Origin of the sequence: Pseudomonas veronii, from assembly GCF_001439695.1 — a bacterium.
Lineage (GTDB): Bacteria > Pseudomonadota > Gammaproteobacteria > Pseudomonadales > Pseudomonadaceae > Aquipseudomonas > Aquipseudomonas veronii.
The window spans coordinates 163,266-182,007 of the sequence record NZ_JYLL01000006.1 but is presented as its reverse complement, the minus strand read 5'-3'; the positions used below and the strand labels follow the sequence as shown (position 1 = coordinate 182,007).

General features: G+C 61.3%; 17 protein-coding genes. All 17 read right to left on the bottom strand.

The genetic code is table 11. The annotated features are described in order from the left end of the window. The 17 genes from nuoJ to TU80_RS10375 all read right to left on the bottom strand — a co-directional run bounded on the left by nuoJ (position 1) and on the right by TU80_RS10375 (position 18,729). Entirely contained in the window at positions 1-504 is a 504-nt protein-coding gene (gene nuoJ / locus TU80_RS10455; RefSeq protein WP_017848063.1) for an NADH-quinone oxidoreductase subunit J, read from the bottom strand. 9 nt (positions 505-513) lie between these two features. Continuing rightward, complete coding sequence (nuoI, locus tag TU80_RS10450; protein WP_003174725.1) at positions 514-1,062, bottom strand: NADH-quinone oxidoreductase subunit NuoI; 549 nt, start codon at positions 1,060-1,062, stop codon at positions 514-516. A gap of 11 nt (positions 1,063-1,073) precedes the next feature. After that, on the bottom strand, positions 1,074-2,081 hold the full coding sequence (gene nuoH, locus TU80_RS10445; RefSeq protein WP_017848062.1) for an NADH-quinone oxidoreductase subunit NuoH: 1,008 nt from the start codon (positions 2,079-2,081) through the stop codon (positions 1,074-1,076). After that, positions 2,078-4,792 carry an NADH-quinone oxidoreductase subunit NuoG gene (gene nuoG, locus TU80_RS10440; RefSeq protein WP_017848061.1) on the bottom strand — a complete coding sequence of 905 codons (2,715 nt, stop codon included), beginning with the start codon at positions 4,790-4,792 and terminating at the stop codon, positions 2,078-2,080. Before nuoG ends, nuoH begins: the two co-directional genes overlap by 4 nt. A gap of 135 nt (positions 4,793-4,927) precedes the next feature. Further along, the gene (gene nuoF, locus TU80_RS10435) at positions 4,928-6,283 is read right to left on the bottom strand and encodes an NADH-quinone oxidoreductase subunit NuoF (protein WP_017848060.1); all 1,356 of its coding nucleotides are present in this window, start codon (positions 6,281-6,283) and stop codon (positions 4,928-4,930) included. Then, positions 6,280-6,777, bottom strand: a complete 498-nt coding sequence (gene nuoE / locus TU80_RS10430; protein ID WP_017848059.1) for an NADH-quinone oxidoreductase subunit NuoE — start codon at positions 6,775-6,777, stop codon at positions 6,280-6,282. Before nuoE ends, nuoF begins: the two co-directional genes overlap by 4 nt. Positions 6,778-6,779: 2 nt before the next feature. After that, complete coding sequence (gene nuoC / locus TU80_RS10425; protein ID WP_017848058.1) at positions 6,780-8,564, bottom strand: NADH-quinone oxidoreductase subunit C/D; 1,785 nt, start codon at positions 8,562-8,564, stop codon at positions 6,780-6,782. Between the two features lie 72 nt (positions 8,565-8,636). Next, positions 8,637-9,311, bottom strand: a complete 675-nt coding sequence (locus TU80_RS10420) for a NuoB/complex I 20 kDa subunit family protein (RefSeq protein ID WP_003219572.1) — start codon at positions 9,309-9,311, stop codon at positions 8,637-8,639. 10 nt (positions 9,312-9,321) lie between these two features. Continuing rightward, the gene (locus tag TU80_RS10415; protein ID WP_003219575.1) at positions 9,322-9,735 is read right to left on the bottom strand and encodes an NADH-quinone oxidoreductase subunit A; all 414 of its coding nucleotides are present in this window, start codon (positions 9,733-9,735) and stop codon (positions 9,322-9,324) included. Positions 9,736-10,393: 658 nt separating this feature from the next. Further along, the gene (gene aceA / locus TU80_RS10410) at positions 10,394-11,719 is read right to left on the bottom strand and encodes an isocitrate lyase (RefSeq protein WP_024076175.1); all 1,326 of its coding nucleotides are present in this window, start codon (positions 11,717-11,719) and stop codon (positions 10,394-10,396) included. A gap of 492 nt (positions 11,720-12,211) precedes the next feature. Continuing rightward, on the bottom strand, positions 12,212-12,949 hold the full coding sequence (locus TU80_RS10405) for a secretin N-terminal domain-containing protein (RefSeq protein ID WP_017848056.1): 738 nt from the start codon (positions 12,947-12,949) through the stop codon (positions 12,212-12,214). 364 nt (positions 12,950-13,313) lie between these two features. Beyond that, complete coding sequence (locus TU80_RS10400) at positions 13,314-13,736, bottom strand: GNAT family N-acetyltransferase (RefSeq protein ID WP_017848055.1); 423 nt, start codon at positions 13,734-13,736, stop codon at positions 13,314-13,316. Beyond that, a complete protein-coding gene (locus TU80_RS10395) occupies positions 13,729-14,898 on the bottom strand; it encodes a ribosomal protein uL16 3-hydroxylase (protein WP_017848054.1) in 1,170 nt (389 codons plus the stop codon). Before TU80_RS10395 ends, TU80_RS10400 begins: the two co-directional genes overlap by 8 nt. Before the next feature lie 84 nt (positions 14,899-14,982). Continuing rightward, positions 14,983-16,353, bottom strand: coding sequence for an adenylosuccinate lyase (gene purB, locus TU80_RS10390; protein WP_046382910.1), 1,371 nt, complete (start codon positions 16,351-16,353; stop codon positions 14,983-14,985). Positions 16,354-16,478: 125 nt separating this feature from the next. Beyond that, a complete protein-coding gene (hflD, locus tag TU80_RS10385; protein WP_017848052.1) occupies positions 16,479-17,102 on the bottom strand; it encodes a high frequency lysogenization protein HflD in 624 nt (207 codons plus the stop codon). Continuing rightward, complete coding sequence (gene mnmA / locus TU80_RS10380; protein ID WP_057004423.1) at positions 17,099-18,223, bottom strand: tRNA 2-thiouridine(34) synthase MnmA; 1,125 nt, start codon at positions 18,221-18,223, stop codon at positions 17,099-17,101. Before mnmA ends, hflD begins: the two co-directional genes overlap by 4 nt. Before the next feature lie 59 nt (positions 18,224-18,282). Next, a complete protein-coding gene (locus TU80_RS10375) occupies positions 18,283-18,729 on the bottom strand; it encodes an NUDIX hydrolase (protein WP_017848050.1) in 447 nt (148 codons plus the stop codon). Between the last annotated feature and the right edge of the window lie 13 nt (positions 18,730-18,742).

Sequence of the window (18,742 nt, the reverse complement as noted above, 5' to 3'; positions counted from 1 at the left end):
TCATTGCTCCTTGGCTTCGTTACGGCCCAAGTGGAAGGCGGTGATGACTGCGGCGAGCAGCAGCATCGAAGCCAGTTCGACCACCAGCAGATACGGGCCGAACAGGCTGACGCCCACGGCCTTCGCGCCAACGGTGGTGTGGCCGATGGCCTGGCCGCTCTGGTGAGCGAACAGGACATACAGCAGTTCAGCCAGCAGCAGCGCGGCGAGGACCACCGGGCCGAGCCAGATGCCCGGCTTGAGCCAGACGCGTTCCTGGGCGACCGAGGCCGGCCCGAGGTTGAGCATCATCACCACAAACACGAACAGCACCATGATGGCGCCAGCGTAGGCGATCACTTCCAGTACACCGGCGAACGGTGCGCCGAGGCTGAAAAAGGTCATGGCCACGGCGATCAGCGAAATGATCAGGTAGAGCAGGGCGTGCACGGGGTTGGTGTTGGTGACCACGCGAAGCGTGGACACCACTGCAATACCCGATGCGAAATAGAAAGCGAATTCCATCTTTCTTCCTTAAGGCAGCAAGCTCTTCACGTTGATCGGCTCGGCTTCGTTTTGTGCGGCGCCTTTCGGCTTACCGGCAACGGCCATACCTGCAACACGATAGAAGTTGTAATCAGGGTTTTTACCGGGACCAGAGATCAGCAGATCTTCTTTCTCGTACACCAGGTCCTGACGTTTGAACTCGGCCATCTCGAAATCCGGTGTGAGCTGGATCGCGGTGGTCGGGCAAGCTTCCTCGCAGAGGCCGCAAAAAATGCAGCGCGAGAAGTTGATGCGAAAGAAGTCCGGGTACCAGCGACCGTCTTCGGTTTCAGCTTTCTGCAGGGAGATGCAACCCACCGGGCACGCCACGGCGCACAGGTTGCAGGCTACGCAACGCTCTTCGCCATCGGGGTCGCGGGTCAGTACGATGCGGCCGCGATAGCGCGGCGGCAGGTACACCGCTTCTTCCGGGTATTGCAGGGTGTCGCGTTTGCGAAAGCCGTGACCGAACACCATCACCAGGCTTCGCAACTGGGTACCGGTACCCTTAACGATGTCGCCAATATATTTGAACATGGGTCAAATCCTCACTGAACCGCGCCCGCGGGCGTGTTCAACAACACAACGGCAGCCGTCACCAGCAAATTGATCAGGGTCAGCGGCAGGCAGAAGCGCCAGCTGAAATCCATCACCTGGTCATACCGTGGACGCGGAATGGAAGCGCGCAGCAGGATAAACAGCATGATGAAGAACGCGGTCTTCAGTAAGAACCAGAAGATCGCCAGCTGCGGCAGGATGCCGAACGGACCGTGCCAGCCGCCGAAGAACAGCGTGACCAGCAGGGCCGAGATCAAGATGATGCCGATGTACTCACCGACGAAGAACATGCCCCATTTCATGCCGGCATATTCAATGTGGTAACCGTCGGCCAGTTCCTGTTCCGCTTCCGGTTGGTCGAACGGGTGACGGTGAGTCACGGCGACGCCAGCGATGAAGAACGTACAGAAGCCAAAGAACTGCGGAATGATGAACCACAGGTTCTGCGCCTGGTACTCGACGATGTCGCGCATGTTGAACGAGCCGACCTGCACCACGATGCCCATCAGCGCGAGGCCCATGAACACTTCGTAGGACACGGTCTGGGCCGAGGCCCGCAAGCTGCCCAGCAGGGCGAACTTGTTGTTACTGGCCCAGCCGGCGAACAGCACCGCGTAGACCGACAAACCGGCCATGGCGAAGAAGAACAGCAAGCCGATGTTCAGGTCCGCCACGCCCCAGGTCGGGGTGATCGGGATGATCGAGAAGGCGATCAGCAAGGCGCTCATGGCCACGACCGGTGCCAGGGTGAAGATCACCTTGTCGGCAAACGGCGGGGTCCAGTCTTCCTTGAAGAACATTTTCAGCATGTCGGCAGCGATCTGGAACATGCCGAACGGGCCAACGCGGTTCGGACCGTAACGGTCCTGCCACCAGCCCAGCAGGCGACGTTCGACGAAGCTGAGCAGGGCGCCCGCCACGACCACGGCCAACAGGATCACGATGGCCTTGACGACCGCAATGATCACATCGATGACTTCAGGGGTGAACCAGGTCATTGCGCTGCCTCCTGCAGACCGTCAACGGTTTGGCCAAAGATCGACGGTGGAATACCGGCGATGCCTTTTGGCAGTGCAACCAGGCCGGCACCCAACTCGTCGTTGATGCGCAGCGGCAGACGCAGGGTCTTGCCAGCGACGTTCAGACTGAGCAGGGCACCATCGTTGACGCCGAGACGGTCGGCTTCGGACTTGGCCAGGGACACGTAGGCAGCCGGGATGCGTTCTTGAACCGGTGCGGCTTTGGACGAGGTCTCGTCGCTGCCGAACAGGTGGAAGAACGGCACAACCTGCCAGGTGCCCTGGGCCGGGTTGAACGGACGCGGTACGGCGGCGAACCAGTTCAACGCATCGCCCTGGGGTTCGATCAGGCGGGTACCCGGGTCGCCAGCGCGGATGTGACCACCGACTTCGTCCTGGAACTTGTTCCAGGCCTGCGGCGAGTTCCAGCCCGGCGACCAGGCAAATGGCACCTGCTGACGCGGCTCGACCGAACCCGAGTAACCTTCCATGGAGAAGGCGAACGCGGTGTCGTTGTCTTGCGGAGTACGCGGTTCATGCACGCTGATGTCGGCCCGCATGGCGGTACGACCGGAGTAGCGCAGCGGCTCACGGGCGAGTTTCATGCCCTTGATGCGGAACGCGGCGGACGGTGCAGCGTCGACGATACGCGCCAGTTGCGGGGCGCTCGCCGCGACGGCTGCGGTGACGTGGTCGAGTTGGGTCCAGTCGATCGGCTGATTGAGCAGAGTCGAGCGCAGGGCATGCAGCCAGCGCCAGCCTTCGTGAACCAGGATGCTGGCATCCATGTACTTCGGATCGAACACCTGGAAGAAGCGCTGGGCGCGGCCTTCCTGGCTGACCAGGGTGCCATCGCCTTCGGCGAAAGTCGCGGCCGGCAATACCAGGTCGGCACGCTCGCTGGTAGCGGTCTTCTGGTGGTCGGCGACGATCAGCACTTTGGCAGCGTTCAGCGCGGCGTCGACCTTGGCCGAATCCGTGCGGGTGTACAGGTCGTTTTCCAGCACTACCAGGGCGTCGGCTTTGCCGTCGATCACGGCTTGCAGGGCGCTGTCGACGGACTCGCCACCGAGCATGGCCAGGCCGAGGCTGTTGGCTTCCGGCACGATCAGGCTGATGGAACCGTTCTTCTCGCGCAGCTTCAAGGCCTTGGCGATGTTGGCTGCCGCTTCGATCAGCGCCTTGGAACCCAGCGAGGTGCCGGCGATGATCAGTGGGCGCTTGGCCGCCAGCAGGGCGTCGGCGATGCGTTGGGCAAGTGCCACGGCTTCAGCGTCCAGACCTTCGACGGCCGGCGCGCTGGCGTCAAGGGCGTGGGCCACGGCGAAACCGAGGCGGGCCAGGTCATCTGGCGCTGCGTGTACGCATTCTTCGGCGATGTCGTCGAGCTTGGTTTCGGCCAGGCTGGCGATAAACAGCGGGTTCAGCGCGTGCTGGCCGATGTTTTTCACCGCGGCGTCGAGCCAAGGCTGTACGCGCATGGCGTCGGCCATGGCTTCGGCCTTGCCTTTGACCGACTGGCGCAGCGACAGGGCCATACGTGCGGCGGTCTGGGTGAGGTCTTCACCGAGCACGAAGATCGCATCGTGGTCTTCGATGTCGCGCATGTTCGGCACTGGCAGCGGGCTGTCGTTCAGCACTTGCAGGACCAGGCGGATGCGCTCCAGTTCAGCGGCTTCGATACCGCAGTAGAAGTGCTCGGCGCCGACCAGTTCGCGCAACGCGTAGTTGCTTTCGAGGCTGGCACGCGGCGAACCGATGCCGACGATGTTGCGACCGCGCAGCAGGTCGGCGGCTTTATCCAGGGCTTCGTCGGTGTTCAGCTTCGCGCCGCCGGCCAGCAGTGGCTGGCGTGGGCGGTCTTCGCGGTTGACGTAGCCATAGCCGAAACGGCCACGGTCGCACAGGAAGTACTGGTTGACCGAACCGTTGAAGCGGTTTTCGATGCGACGCAGTTCGCCGTAGCGCTCGCCCGGGGAGATGTTGCAACCGCTGGAGCAGCCATGGCAGATGCTCGGGGCGAACTGCATGTCCCACTTGCGGTTGTAGCGCTCGGAGTGCGTCTTGTCGGTGAACACACCGGTCGGGCAGACTTCGGTGAGGTTGCCGGAGAATTCGCTTTCCAGTACGCCGTCTTCAACGCGACCGAAGTACACGTTGTCGTGGGCGCCGAAGACGCCGAGGTCGGTGCCGCCAGCGTAGTCTTTATAGAAGCGCACGCAGCGGTAGCAGGCGATGCAGCGGTTCATTTCGTGGGAAATGAACGGGCCCAGTTCCTGGTTCTGGTGGGTGCGCTTGGTGAAGCGATAGCGGCGCTCGTTGTGGCCGGTCATCACCGTCATGTCTTGCAGGTGGCAGTGGCCGCCTTCCTCACAGACCGGGCAGTCGTGAGGGTGATTGGTCATCAGCCATTCGACGACACTGGCGCGGAACGCCTTGGATTCTTCATCGTCGATGGAGATCCAGGTGTTGTCGGTGGCTGGGGTCATGCAGGACATGACGATGCGACCACGGGTGTCGTTCTCGTCGGTGTACTGCTTGACCGCACACTGGCGACAGGCACCGACGCTACCAAGAGCGGGGTGCCAGCAGAAATAAGGGATGTCGAGGCCTAGTGACAGACACGCCTGTAACAGGTTGTCTGCCCCATCGACTTCGAGCGCTTTGCCGTCTACGTGGATAGTGGCCATGGTTCAAAGATCTTCGTTGGCCCGTTGTCAGCGGGCGTGGCTAATGGAATCTTGTTATTCATGTGCATCAACACAGCCTTGACGGCGTCAGCACATGACGAGGCGAAGGGCACGGACCCTTCGCCTGTTTAAGCGTTACGCGCCGACTACGATCGGCCTCGCCAGAGGCGGGACGGCGGCGCTGGTAGGCGCGATGCCGGCTTCGAACTCCGAGCGGAAATATTTGATTGCGCTGCCCAATGGCTCCACGGCGCCCGGTGCGTGAGCACAGAAGGTCTTGCCTGGGCCGAGGAAACCGACCAGCCCCAGCAGGGTTTCGATGTCACCCTCGCGGCCTTCGCCTTTTTCCAGCGCCATCAGCAGCTTGACGCTCCACGGCAGACCGTCGCGGCACGGGGTGCAGAAACCGCAGGATTCGCGGGCGAAGAACTGCTCCATGTTGCGCAGCAGCGAGACCATGTTCACGGTGTTGTCCACCGCCATCGCCAGGCCAGTACCCATCCGGGTGCCCACCTTGCCGATGCCGCCGGCATACATCTGTGCGTCGAGGTGCTCGGGGAGCAGGAAGCCGGTACCGGCGCCGCCTGGCTGCCAGGCCTTGAGGGTGTAGCCGTCGCGCATGCCGCCGGCGTAGTCCTCGAACAGTTCGCGCGCGGTCACGCCGAACGGCAGTTCCCACAAGCCAGGGTTCTTGACCTTGCCGGAGAAGCCCATGAGCTTGGTGCCCATGTCTTCACTGCCTTCGCGGGCCAACGATTTGTACCAGTCCACGCCGTCGGCAATGATCGCCGGCACGTTGCACAGGGTTTCGACGTTGTTCACGCAAGTCGGCTTGCCCCACACGCCGACGGCGGCAGGGAAGGGCGGCTTGGAACGCGGGTTGGCGCGGCGGCCTTCGAGGGAGTTGATCAGTGCGGTTTCTTCACCGCAGATATAACGCCCGGCGCCGGTGTGTACGAACAGTTCGAAGTCGAAACCCGAACCGAGGATGTTCTTGCCCAGCAGGCCCGCAGCCTTGGCTTCTTGCACGGCACGGTTGAGGTGCTTGGCGGCGGTGGTGTATTCGCCACGCAGGAAGATGTAGCCGCGGTAGGTTTTCAGCGCGCGGGCGCTGATCAGCATGCCTTCGATCAGCAGATGGGGCAGTTGCTCCATCAGCATGCGGTCTTTCCAGGTGTTCGGCTCCATTTCATCCGCGTTGCACAGCAGGTAGCGGATGTTGATGGATTCGTCTTTGGGCATCAGGCCCCACTTCACGCCAGTGGGGAAGCCTGCGCCGCCGCGGCCCTTGAGGCCGGCGTCCTTCACGGTCTGGACGATATCGTCCTGGGCCATGTCGGCGAAGGCTTTGCGCGCAGCGGCGTAACCGTTCTTGGCCTGGTACTCCTCGAGCCATACCGGCTCGGCATCGTCACGCAGGCGCCAGGTCAGCGGGTGAGTCTCGGGCGACCGCTTGATGCGGTTGGCCGGGCCGAAGGAAGTCAGGGTCATGGGTAGCCCTCGAGCAATTGGGTCACGCCAGCAGGCTGCACGTCACCGAATGTGTCGTCGTCGATCATCAACGCCGGCGCCTTGTCGCAGTTGCCCAGGCAGCACACCGGCAGCAGCGTGAAGCGGCCGTCCGGGGTGGTCTGGCCGAGGCCGATGCCCAGCTTGTTCTGGATCTCGCTGACCACCGACTCGTGACCACCGATGTAGCAGACCATGCTGTCGCATACGCGAATGATGTGGCGGCCCACGGGCTGGCGGAAGATCTGGCTGTAGAACGTGGCCACGCCTTCAACGTCGCTGGCGGGGATGCCGAGGATCTCGCCGATGGCGTAGAGGGCGCCGTCCGGCACCCAGCCACGTTCCTTCTGGACGATCTTCAAGGCTTCGATCGACGCCGCGCGCGGGTCTTCGTAGTGATGCAGCTCGTGCTCGATGGCCGAGCGCTCGGTTTCACTCAAGGTGAAACGGTCTGTCTGGATAAGCGTGTTATTCATGCTTAGCGGTCCACGTCGGCCATAACGAAATCGATACTACCCAGGTACGCAATCAAGTCCGCGACCATCTCGCCTTTGATCACCGAAGGGATCTGCTGCAAGTGCGGGAAGCTTGGAGTACGAATCCGGGTGCGGTAGCTCATGGTGCCGCCATCGCTCGTCAGGTAATAACTGTTGATACCCTTGGTCGCTTCGATCATCTGGAAGGATTCGTTGGCCGGCATCACCGGGCCCCACGAAACTTGCAGGAAGTGCGTGATCAGGGTTTCGATGTGCTGCAGCGTGCGCTCTTTCGGCGGCGGCGTGGTCAGCGGGTGATCCGCCTTGTACGGGCCGGCCGGCATGTTGCGCAGGCACTGGTCGATGATCTTGATGCTCTGGCGCATCTCTTCGACGCGGACCATGCAGCGGTCATAGGCATCGCCGTTCGCGGCCAGCGGTACTTCGAATTCGAAGTTCTCGTAGCCGGAGTACGGACGGGCCTTGCGCAGGTCGAAATCGCAACCGGTGGAACGCAGGCCGGCACCGGTGACGCCCCATTCCAGGGCCTCTTTGGTGTTGTAGGCTGCGACGCCAATGGTCCGACCCTTGAGGATGCTGTTGTCCAGGGCGGCCTTGGTGTATTCGTCGAGACGCTTGGGCAGCCAGTCGACGAATTCCTTGACCAGTTTTTCCCAGCCGCGCGGCAGGTCGTGGGCCACACCGCCGATGCGGTACCAGGCCGGGTGCAGGCGGAAACCGGTGATGGCTTCGATGACTTTGTAGGCGCGCTGACGGTCGGTGAAGGTGAAGAACACCGGAGTCATGGCGCCGACGTCCTGGATGTAGGTCCCCAGGAACAGCAGATGGCTGGTGATCCGGAAGAACTCGGCCATCATGACGCGAATGGTGTCGACGCGGTCGGGCACCTTGATGCCGGCCAGCTTCTCGACCGAGAGCACGTAAGGCAGGTTGTTCATCACGCCGCCGAGGTAGTCGATACGGTCGGTGTACGGGATGAAGCTGTGCCAGGACTGGCGTTCGGCCATCTTCTCGGCACCACGGTGGTGGTAGCCGATGTCCGGCACGCAGTCGACGATTTCTTCGCCGTCCAGCTGCAGGATGATACGGAAGGCACCGTGCGCCGAAGGGTGGTTCGGGCCCAGGTTGAGGAACATGTAGTCCTCGTTGGTGCCGGAACGCTTCATGCCCCAGTCTTCCGGACGGAAGCGTGCGGCTTCTTCTTCCAGTTGCTGTTTGGCCAGGGTCAGGCTGAACGGGTCGAATTCGGTGGCGCGGGCAGGGTAGTCCTTGCGCAGCGGGTGACCTTCCCAGGTCGGCGGCATCATGATGCGCGACAGGTGCGGGTGGCCCGGGAAGTCGATACCGAACATGTCCCAGACTTCACGCTCGTACCAGCTGGCGTTGGGCCAGATGCCGGTGACGGTCGGCACGCTCAGGTCGCTTTCGGAGAGGGCGACCTTGATCATCACGTCGCTGTTACGTTCGATCGACAGCAGGTGATAGAACACGGTGAAGTCGACGCCGCTCGGCAGCCCCTGGCGCTTGGTGCGCAGACGCTCGTCCACGCCATGCAGGTCATAGAGCATGACGTACGGCTTGGGCAGGTTGCGCAGGAAGGTCAGGACTTCGACGAGCTTGGCGCGCGCCACCCACAGCACCGGCATGCCGGTACGTGTGGCCTGGGCGGTGAAGGCGTCAGGGCCAAAACGGTTATTGAGTTCGACGACCACATCCTGGTCGTCTGCCTTATAAGGCGGGATGTACAGAGCACTGCCTGTAGTCATGGTTTTTTATCGCTTTCGGTCAACGTAAAGAATGAAGCCAGGTTTTCGTTCTATAAAAGAAGCGGCTCTGGATCAGACTTCGTCGGGGCTGCGCAGGTTGGTGACCTGAATACGCTGTTCGCGGCGCTGTTCCTTTTGTGACGGCATCTCGGCGCGGTAAACGCCTTGATCTCCGACAACCCAGGAAAGTGGGCGACGCTCCTTGCCAATCGATTCCTGCAACAGCATCAAGCCTTGCAGAAATGCTTCGGGGCGGGGCGGGCAGCCAGGCACGTAGACGTCCACGGGCAGGAACTTGTCCACCCCCTGAACAACGGAGTAGATGTCGTACATGCCACCGGAGTTGGCGCACGAACCCATGGAGATAACCCACTTCGGCTCGAGCATTTGCTCGTAGAGACGCTGAATGATCGGCGCCATCTTGATAAAGCAGGTACCGGCGATAACCATGAAATCCGCCTGACGCGGCGAGGCCCGGATCACTTCGGCGCCGAAGCGCGCGATGTCGTGGGGCGCCGTGAAGGCGGTGGTCATTTCCACGTAGCAGCAGGACAGACCAAAGTTGTACGGCCACAGGGAGTTTTTACGCCCCCAGTTGACCGCGCCGCTCAGCACGTCTTCCAGCTTGCCCATGTAGATGTTTTTGTGGACTTGGTCTTCTAACGGATCGGAAACGGTTTCCCGTTCGCCGATGGGGTACTGCTCGTTAGGAGCATCCGGGTCGATCCTGGTGAGATTGTATTGCATCGCCAAAGCCTCATTGTTTCAGCTTCGCTTGCCGCTTGCGACGAGCTTCCGGAGCCCAATCAAGGGCGCCCACTCGAAATAGGTAGACAAGGCCTGCCAACAGAATTGCTATGAAAACGAGGGCTTCGACGAATCCGGTCCAGCCGCTTTCGCGGACAGACACAGACCAGGCAAAGAGAAAGAGGGCTTCGATATCGAAGATCACGAAGAGCATCGCGACCAGATAGAATTTGGCTGAGAGCCGCAAGCGGGCGCCACCTGTGGGCAGCATGCCGGACTCGAACGGTTCGTTTTTGCTGCGGCCCCAGGCTTTTGACCCGAGTAGGCTGGAGACGCCGAGCATGAAGGCACAGAGGCCGACAACACCGAGGAGGAAAATGGCAAAGCCCCAGTTGTGGGCCATGAGTCCTGTCGCTTCGGTCATGCTGGTAATCCTTAGCAGAGAGCAAAGGTCTCTGAGCTCGAAAAAGTAACAATGCAGTGACGATATGTCGCAGCGCAATCAATCGCGGTGATTTTATGGCTAAACACCGGGCAAGTAAAATTCATATAGCGAAATTATTCGGTGGAATAAGCACATAGTACGCCTCCGTAGGGCTGCAGCCCTTGAGTTACGGGCATTAGCGGGCTTTTTATCAAATATGTTTTGTTTAACCTGTAACGACGCTTTCATGGTCCAAATGATAATGAATGTTATTTGGGTGGGCGTTAAGCGGGTGGTTGCGGTGTGGTGCAGGAAGTTGTCGTTACTTGCTTGATTACCGCTAGTTGCCGGAGCGCATCTTTTAACTGATTTATCTGAACCAAATACCGCTTTGGATCAATGTTTCACACAAATTCTTCTGGTTGGCCCATTCCTCAATGTGGGAGGGGGCTTGCCCCCGATGGCGGTGGATCAGCAGCAGAGGTATTGACTGGCACACCGTAATCGGGGGCAAGCCCCCTCCCACATGTTTGATCTTTGTGGTGTCAGGGGGGATTTTCTTCGGGCAAAAAAACGCCCCGAACCAGTCGGGGCGTCAGGTCGTGCGGCATTGCGGTTAGCTGTTTACTGGGGTCGCAATGGCCGTTTGCTCAGTCACTCAGTGGAACTGTTCTTCTTCGGTCGAACCGGTCAGCGCGGTCACGGACGAGGTGCCGCCCTGGATCACGGTGGTCATGTCGTCGAAGTAGCCGGTGCCCACTTCCTGCTGGTGAGCCACGAAGGTGTAACCCTTGGCGGCGTCAGCGAATTCCTGCTCCTGCAGTTTCACGTAGGCGGTCATGTCGTTGCGGGCGTAGTCGTGCGCCAGGTTGAACATGCTGTGCCACATGTTGTGAATGCCGGCCAGGGTGATGAACTGGTGCTTGTAGCCCATGGCGGACAGTTCGCGCTGGAACTTGGCGATGGTCGCGTCGTCCAGGTTTTTCTTCCAGTTGAAGGAAGGCGAGCAGTTGTAGGACAGCAGTTGGTCCGGGTATTCCTTTTTGATCGCTTCGGCGAAGCGACGGGCTTCTGCCAGGTCCGGCTTGGCGGTTTCGCACCAGATCAGGTCGGCGTAAGGCGCATAGGCCAGGCCGCGAGCGATGGCCTGGTCGAGACCGGCGCGCACTTTGTAGAAGCCTTCCTGGGTACGTTCGCCAGTGACGAACGGTTGGTCATACGGGTCGCAGTCCGAAGTCAGCAAGTCGGCAGCGTTGGCGTCGGTACGGGCCAGGATGATGGTCGGTGTGCCGGCAACGTCAGCCGCCAGACGGGCAGCGGTCAGCTTCTGTACAGCTTCCTGGGTCGGTACCAGTACCTTGCCGCCCATGTGGCCGCATTTCTTCACCGAGGCCAGTTGGTCTTCGAAGTGAACGCCGGCGGCGCCTGCTTCGATCATGCTCTTCATCAGCTCGTAGGCGTTCAGTACGCCGCCGAAACCGGCTTCGGCGTCAGCCACGATCGGCGCGAAGTAGTCGATGTAGCCTTCGTCGCCTGGGCCTTTACCGGCTTTCCACTGGATCTGGTCGGCGCGACGGAACGAGTTGTTGATGCGCTTGACCACGGTCGGTACGGAGTCCACCGGGTACAGCGATTGGTCGGGGTACATGGATTCAGCGGAGTTGTTGTCCGCTGCCACTTGCCAGCCGGACAGGTAGATCGCCTGGATACCGGCTTTTACCTGTTGGACTGCCTGGCCACCGGTCAGGGCGCCCATGCAGTTGACGAAATCTTTGTCGGGACGGAAGGATGGCTTGGCGCCCTGGGTGACCAGGTTCCACAGCTTCTCGGCGCCGAGTTTTGCAAAAGTGTGCTCAGGTTGAACCGAGCCACGCAGGCGGACGACGTCAGCAGCGGAATAAGCGCGGGTCACGCCTTTCCAGCGTGGGTTTTCAGCCCAGTCTTTTTCAAGGGCTGCAATTTGCTGTTCGCGTGTCAGTGCCATGGAGATAAACCTCGTCGCATAGGTCTGGGTGGAAAATTCCGTTTGCCAGCCACGTATACAGTGCGTGGGCTTGGCTGCTCGCTGACCAGAAGCACAGGTGTTCAAGTCAAGTCTGGCGGGGAAGCGACGGGATGAACGAATGACGAGGGGGGAGTAGGGCAGGTAGGGGCGAACTGCGAACGGTCTTCGGGCGTCGTGGGCCTTGGGGCGATTCATCAGTGTGTAGCCGGGTTACCTGGTTAGCTTCCGTCCCTCGGGACAACTTCGTTCCAGTCGCAACCTCGTCAAACACACCTTGTGGGCGGTACAGACACGAATCGGCTCAGTTGGGTAGCTTAGAGCGACGATCCGAAGGCCCTTGCCAGGGCCTCTGATTAGCGGGAGCGAGGCCATCATGCCCATGCTTTTTTGGATCGTCAAATGTTTTGTAGTGCTTTTTTTCAGGCACTACATCTTTAGTCTTATACGACTCATCAGTCAGTTATCGGTGCTTCAGTTCAAGGTGTCGACTTTAACCCGTAAAGTCAGGTCGTCGCGGCCCTGGGTAGCGTAAGTGCGGGTCGTGGAGGATTTGTCGGCCTGGGTTTCGCGATTGATGCCGGCCAGCGGAATCCACTCGCCCAGGCGGCCGCTGACGGTTGTGTCGGTGCTTTGCACGTTCACTACATCGGGACGCTCCTGGCTCATGCGGTCACGGTTGGTGCTGATCGCCAGGTGTACGGTGTCGCCGGTCACGCTGGCGGTGACGTAGAACCCCTGGGTGACGTTGCGGTATTGGGTCTGGTTCTGCGGGCGGCCGTAGGCATCGGGCTGGGTGGTGGTCAGTGGCACGCTCTGGCCTACCTGGATCAGTGCGGGCACGCCTTCACTGGCCTGGATCTGCTGGATGCCGCCGTCGCGGCTGGCGGTGCCGTAGCTGATGATGCGGGTCTGGCTGTCGCCGCTGCTTTGCTGGTTGTTTTCGTTGGTGTCGACGGTGATCAGCAGGCGCTTGGCCGGTATGTCCAGTTGCGAGAGCAGGGTGCGCAGGTCCTGGATCCTGACGGGGTCGGCATTGACGATCAGTTGATTGCCGTAGGCGCTGACGGTGCCGTCCTTACCGAGGAAGTTCTGCGCCACGGGCAGCAGGTCGGCGCTGGTACGGTGGCTCAAATTGACGACTTCGGTGTCGGCCGCCGCTGTGAAGCTGGCGGTCAGGAGGAGGGCGGTGAGCAGGGTGCGTAGGGACATGTCCGTTATCTCTGCGAGTCATAAGTCTTGATAGTGCCAGTTTGTCGGCCTGGCGGGTCGCAAGTTGAATCGTAGACGGCAAAACACCCTGGCATCGGTGGATGGCAGGGTGTTTTGGGGTGCTGCTGGTAATGCTATCGGGGGCAAGCCCCCTCCCACACTTGACGGCATTCCAAGGGGCGCTCTCGGTCAAAATGTGGGAGGGGCAAGCCCCCTCCCACACTTGACGGCATTCCAAGGGACGCTCTCGGTCAAAATGTGGGAGGGGCAAGCCCCCCTCCCACACTTGACGGCATTCCAAGGGATGCTCTCGGTCAAAATGTGGGAGGGGGCTTGCCCCCGATAGCAACGACGCGGTCCCGGATCAGCCCTCGCGCACCATATCGACGTGCGGAATCCCGACTTCAAGGAATTCCTCGCTGACGATCTTGAAGCCCAGTCGCTCATAGAACGGCGCGGCATAAACCTGCGCACTGAGGAACTGTTTATTCTGGCCGCGCTTCTCGGCTTCGCCAATCACGGCTTCCATCAGCTTGTCGCCGACTTTAAGCCCGCGCCAGTCCTTGAGGACCGACACGCGGCCGATCTCGCCGCTGGGCAGCAGGCGCGCGGTGCCAATCGGAAAGTCGCCCTCGAACGCGAGGAAATGCACGGCGTCCGCGTCGTCTGCGTCCCATTCCAGTTCGGGTGGGACCGATTGTTCGGCGATAAATACCGCTTCACGAATGCGCCGAATCTCGGCGATATCCTTATGCCAGTTCGCGACATTGACGTGAATCTTATTCATCGGCAAACCCCAGGCTTCCCTGCTTGACCAGCTCGCACAGCAGGTCGCGGGCATCGTCGTCCGCCAGCCATTCGCTCAGGTTGTCGATGTGCAGGGCGTCGGCTGCGCAGATCATTTTCAGCAGTTCGCGCAGCTTGCCCGGCAGGTAACGGCTCTGGCCGCTGGCGAACAGCAGCAGGTCGTCGTCGACTTCGGACCAGGCCATGCGCGCGCTTGGGTTGCGGATCAACACGCCGCCATCTTCCAGGCTGCCGACCACGTCTTCTTCCAGCAGCTCTTCCGGGCCGGCGACCAGTTCCGGGTAGCGCGGCTCGGTCATGAACTGGCCGAACCAGGTCAGCAGCATGCGCTCGTCGCTCATGTGCTCGGCCAGCAGGCTCTTGAGGCGGTCGAGGGCATCGCTCTGGATCTGGTGTGGATCGCTGGCCGGTTGGATGTCGGCGTCGGTGTAACGCTCTTCGTCGGTCAGGTACTGGCTGAGGAAGTCGGTGAAGTGGGTCAGCACTTCGGCGGCGCTTGGCGCGCGGAAGCCGACCGAGTAGGTCATGCAGTCATCTTCGGCAATGCCATAGTGGGCCAGGCGTGGCGGCAGGTAGAGCATGTCGCCCGGTTCCAGCACCCATTCGGCGATCTCTTCGAATTCGGCGAGGATGCGCAGGTCGGCGTGTTGCAGCATCGGGCTGTCAGAGCTGCACATCTGGCCGATCTTCCAGTTGCGCTTGCCATGGGCTTGCAGCAGGAACACGTCGTAATTATCGAAGTGCGGACCCACGCTGCCACCGGGCGCGGCGAAGCTGATCATCACGTCGTCGATGCGCCAGCTGGGCAGGAAGCGGAACTGTTCGAGCAGTTCGGCGACTTCCGGCACGAACTGGTCGACCGCCTGCACCAGCAGGGTCCACTCGCGCTCGGGCAGGGTGCTGAAGGTGTCTTCGGCGAACGGGCCGCGGCGCAGTTCCCACGGACGCTCGCCGTGTTCGATCACCAGGCGCGACTCGACTTCTTCTTCCAGGGCCAGGCCGGCCAGTTCATCGGCGTCGATCGGGCTTTCGAAATCAGGAATGGCCTGACGGATCAGCAGCGGTTTTTTCTGCCAGTAGTCGCGCAGGAATTCCCGTGCCGTGATGCCGCCCAGAAGTTGAAGAGGGATATCAGGATTCATGTGTAACCTATTGAAAAAAAGCACTTTTCAGACTGGAATAAAAACGCCCGGCGCGGCCGGGCGTCTCAAAGGGGCTTGCGATGATCAGATGCGTTTGGCTTGGGCCACGGCGTTGCCGATGTAGTTGGCCGGGGTGAGCAGTTTCAGCTCGGCCTTGGCAGCGGCGGGCATGTCCAGGCCGTCGATGAAAGTTTGCAGTGCTTCAGGGCTGATGCCTTTGCCGCGCGTCAACTCTTTGAGCTTCTCATACGGGTTTTCGATGTTGTAGCGGCGCATCACGGTCTGGATCGGTTCGGCCAGAACTTCCCAGCATGCATCCAGGTCAGCGGCGATTTTCTGCTCGTTGAGTTCCAGCTTGCTGATGCCTTTGAGGCTGGCTTCGTAGGCGATCACGCTGTGGGCAAAGCCCACGCCGAGGTTGCGCAGTACGGTGGAGTCGGTCAGGTCGCGCTGCCAGCGGGAGATCGGCAACTTGCTGGCCAGATGCTGGAACAGGGCGTTGGCGATGCCGAGGTTGCCTTCGGAGTTTTCGAAGTCGATCGGGTTGACCTTGTGCGGCATGGTCGACGAACCGATTTCGCCGGCAATGGTGCGCTGTTTGAAGTAGCCCAGGGAGATGTAGCCCCAGACGTCACGGTCGAAGTCGATCAGGATGGTGTTGAAGCGCGCAATCGCGTCGAACAGCTCGGCGATGTAGTCGTGCGGTTCGATCTGCGTGGTGTACGGGTTGAAGCCCAGGCCCAGTTCGTCTTCGATGAAGGCGCGGGCGTTGGCTTCCCAGTCGATCTCCGGATAGGCCGACAGGTGGGCGTTGTAGTTGCCCACGGCGCCGTTGATCTTGCCCAGCAGCGGGACGGCCGCCACTTGAGCGATCTGGCGCTCCAGGCGATACACCACGTTGGCCAGTTCTTTGCCCAGGGTGGTCGGCGAGGCCGGTTGACCGTGGGTGCGCGACAGCATCGGCACAGCGGCGAAGCGGATCGCCAGTTCGCGGATGGCTTCGGCGGTCTGGCGCATCAGCGGCAGCATCACCTCATCACGGCCTTCGCGCAGCATCAGGGCGTGGGACAGGTTGTTGATGTCCTCGCTGGTGCAGGCGAAGTGGATGAATTCGCTGACGTTGGCCAGTTCCGGCAGCTTGGCCGCTTGCTCTTTGAGCAGGTATTCGATGGCTTTGACGTCGTGGTTGGTGGTGCGCTCGATCTCTTTGACACGCTCGGCGTGCTCCAGAGAGAAGTTTTCCGCCAGGGTGTTCAATACCGCGTTGGCTTCGGCGGAGAACGCCGGCACTTCACTGATGGCAGGGTGAGCGGCCAGGCGCTGGAGCCAGCGCACTTCAACCAGTACGCGGGCACGGATCAGGCCGTATTCACTGAAAATCGGGCGCAGGGCCTGGGTCTTGCCGGCGTAGCGGCCGTCAACAGGGGAAACCGCAGTGAGCGAAGAGAGCTGCATGGGGTGTTCTCGGACAGTCGGGCAACGAAATGGGGCGCGTATCATACATGAAAAAATCCGCCGGTCCGTTGCCAACTGACCGGCGTATTACGCGTAACGGCTTGAAAATAGCCCGTGGCTGCGACTTATTCGTTGCGCATCAACGGGTAAAGCTCTTTGAGCAATTTGCGACGGCTGATGACCAACTGCCAACGATGACCGCCCAACTGGCGCCACAACCGCGCCGAGCGGATACCGGCCAGAAGCAGGGCGCGGATCTTCGAGGCGTTGTTCGGTTGTTGCAGGTTGCGCATGTCGCCATGCACCTGGATGCGCTGGCGCAATGTGCTCAAGGTGTCCTGGTACAGCGCGCCGCAGGCGGCGATGACGTTTTCGTGGGCCGGGCCGAAGTGTTCAACCTGGGACTGGATCTGCGGCAGGCGCTTGCCGATGGTCTCCAGCAGGTCGTCACGCTTGGCCAGTTGGCGCTCGAGGCCGAGCATCGACAGGGCGTAGCGCAGCGGTTCGCGCTGCAAGGTGCTCGGGTCGCGCTCCAGTGCGCCGACCAGTGCGCGGTAGCCTTCACGCAGCGCCAGGTCGTCACCGCCATAGACTTCCAGGGTGTCCTTGGGGTCGCGAACCAGCAGGCTGCCGAGCATGCAGGTCAGGCCGGCCTCGGTAACCTGGCCGGTCTTGGCGATCTTGTCCACCAGCACTGCGGCGAGGAAGACCCCGCCGAGCGCGGTCAATTGCTCCTGGATCGGGCTCATGCCGGGCTGCTCCAGGGTTCGGCGACTTCAATCACGCCGCCCCCCAGGCACACCTCGCCATCGTAGAACACCACGGACTGGCCAGGCGTGACCGCGCGCTGCGGGTCATCGAAGGTGGCGCGGTAACCGTCGGCGGTTTTTTCCAGGGTGCAGGGCTGGTCGCTCTGGCGATAGCGCACCTTGGCGGTCAGGCGGCGCGGCGCGCTCAGGTCCACCGGGTTGACCCAGTAGATATCCGAAGCGAGCAGTGCGCGGGAGAACAGCCATGGGTGGTCATTGCCCTGGCCGACGATCAGTTCGTTGTGCTCCAGGTCCTTGACCAGCACGTACCATGGCTCGTCGCCGGCGTCTTTCAAGCCGCCGATGCCCAGGCCCTGGCGCTGGCCGATGGTGTGGTACATCAGGCCGTGATGGCGGCCGATGACCTCGCCTTCGGTGGTTTTGATCTCGCCCGGTTGCGCTGGCAGGTATTGCTTGAGGAAGTCGCTGAAGCGGCGCTCGCCGATAAAGCAGATCCCGGTGGAATCCTTCTTCTTGGCGGTGGCCAGGTCGTGCTGCTCGGCGATCCGGCGCACTTCGGGCTTTTCCAGTTCGCCGACTGGGAACAGGGTCTTGGCGATCTGTTCGCCGCCAACGGCGTGCAGGAAGTAGCTCTGGTCCTTGTTGGGGTCCAGGCCCTTGAGTAGTTCGGTGCGCCCGTCGATGTCACGACGGCGCACGTAGTGGCCGGTGGCAATCAGGTCGGCGCCGAGCATCATGGCGTAGTCGAGGAACGCCTTGAACTTGATCTCGCGGTTGCACAGGATGTCCGGGTTCGGCGTGCGGCCGGCCTTGTATTCGGCCAGGAAGTGCTCGAACACGTTGTCCCAGTACTCGGCGGCGAAGTTGGCGGTGTGCAGCTTGATGCCGATCTTGTCGCACACGGCCTGGGCATCCGCCAGGTCGTCCATGGCGGTGCAATATTCCGTTCCATCGTCTTCTTCCCAGTTCTTCATGAACAGGCCTTCCACCTCATAACCCTGCTCCATGAGCAGAACGGCGGAAACGGAAGAATCCACGCCGCCGGACATGCCGACGATGACGCGCTTCTTTTGTGTGTCAGAAGGGGCTGGATCACGCATAGGGTTTCAACGGGTGTCTTGAAAAAGGACGCGATTCTAACAGGCCCAAGCCTTCAAGGCTAAAGAGAAGGTCGGATCAATTCGAGACTGTGGCGAAAGCCGGCCAGATAATCATCGATACACCGGATGATCAGCTCACTGCGCCAGGCGTCGCGCAGGCCCATCAGCTCGTCACGGCTCAGCCAGCGGGCGCGCACGATGCCGTCGTCAAGTTGATAGTCCGGGCGGTGTTTCAGCGCCTTGGCGGTGAAGCAGACCCTCTGGTAGGTCACGCCGTTGCTCGGCGCGGTGTACAGGTAGATGCCGACGATGCCGGTGGCTTCGACGTCCCAGCCGGTTTCTTCGAGGGTTTCACGCACGGCGGCTTCGGTCAGGGTTTCGTGCGGGTCGAGGTGGCCGGCGGGCTGGTTGAGCACGGCGCGGCCGCCCTTGAGTTCTTCGACCATCAGGAAGCGGCCGTTGTCTTCGACGATGGTGGCGACGGTGATGTGGGGTTGCCAGGTCATTGGATGCCTCTCG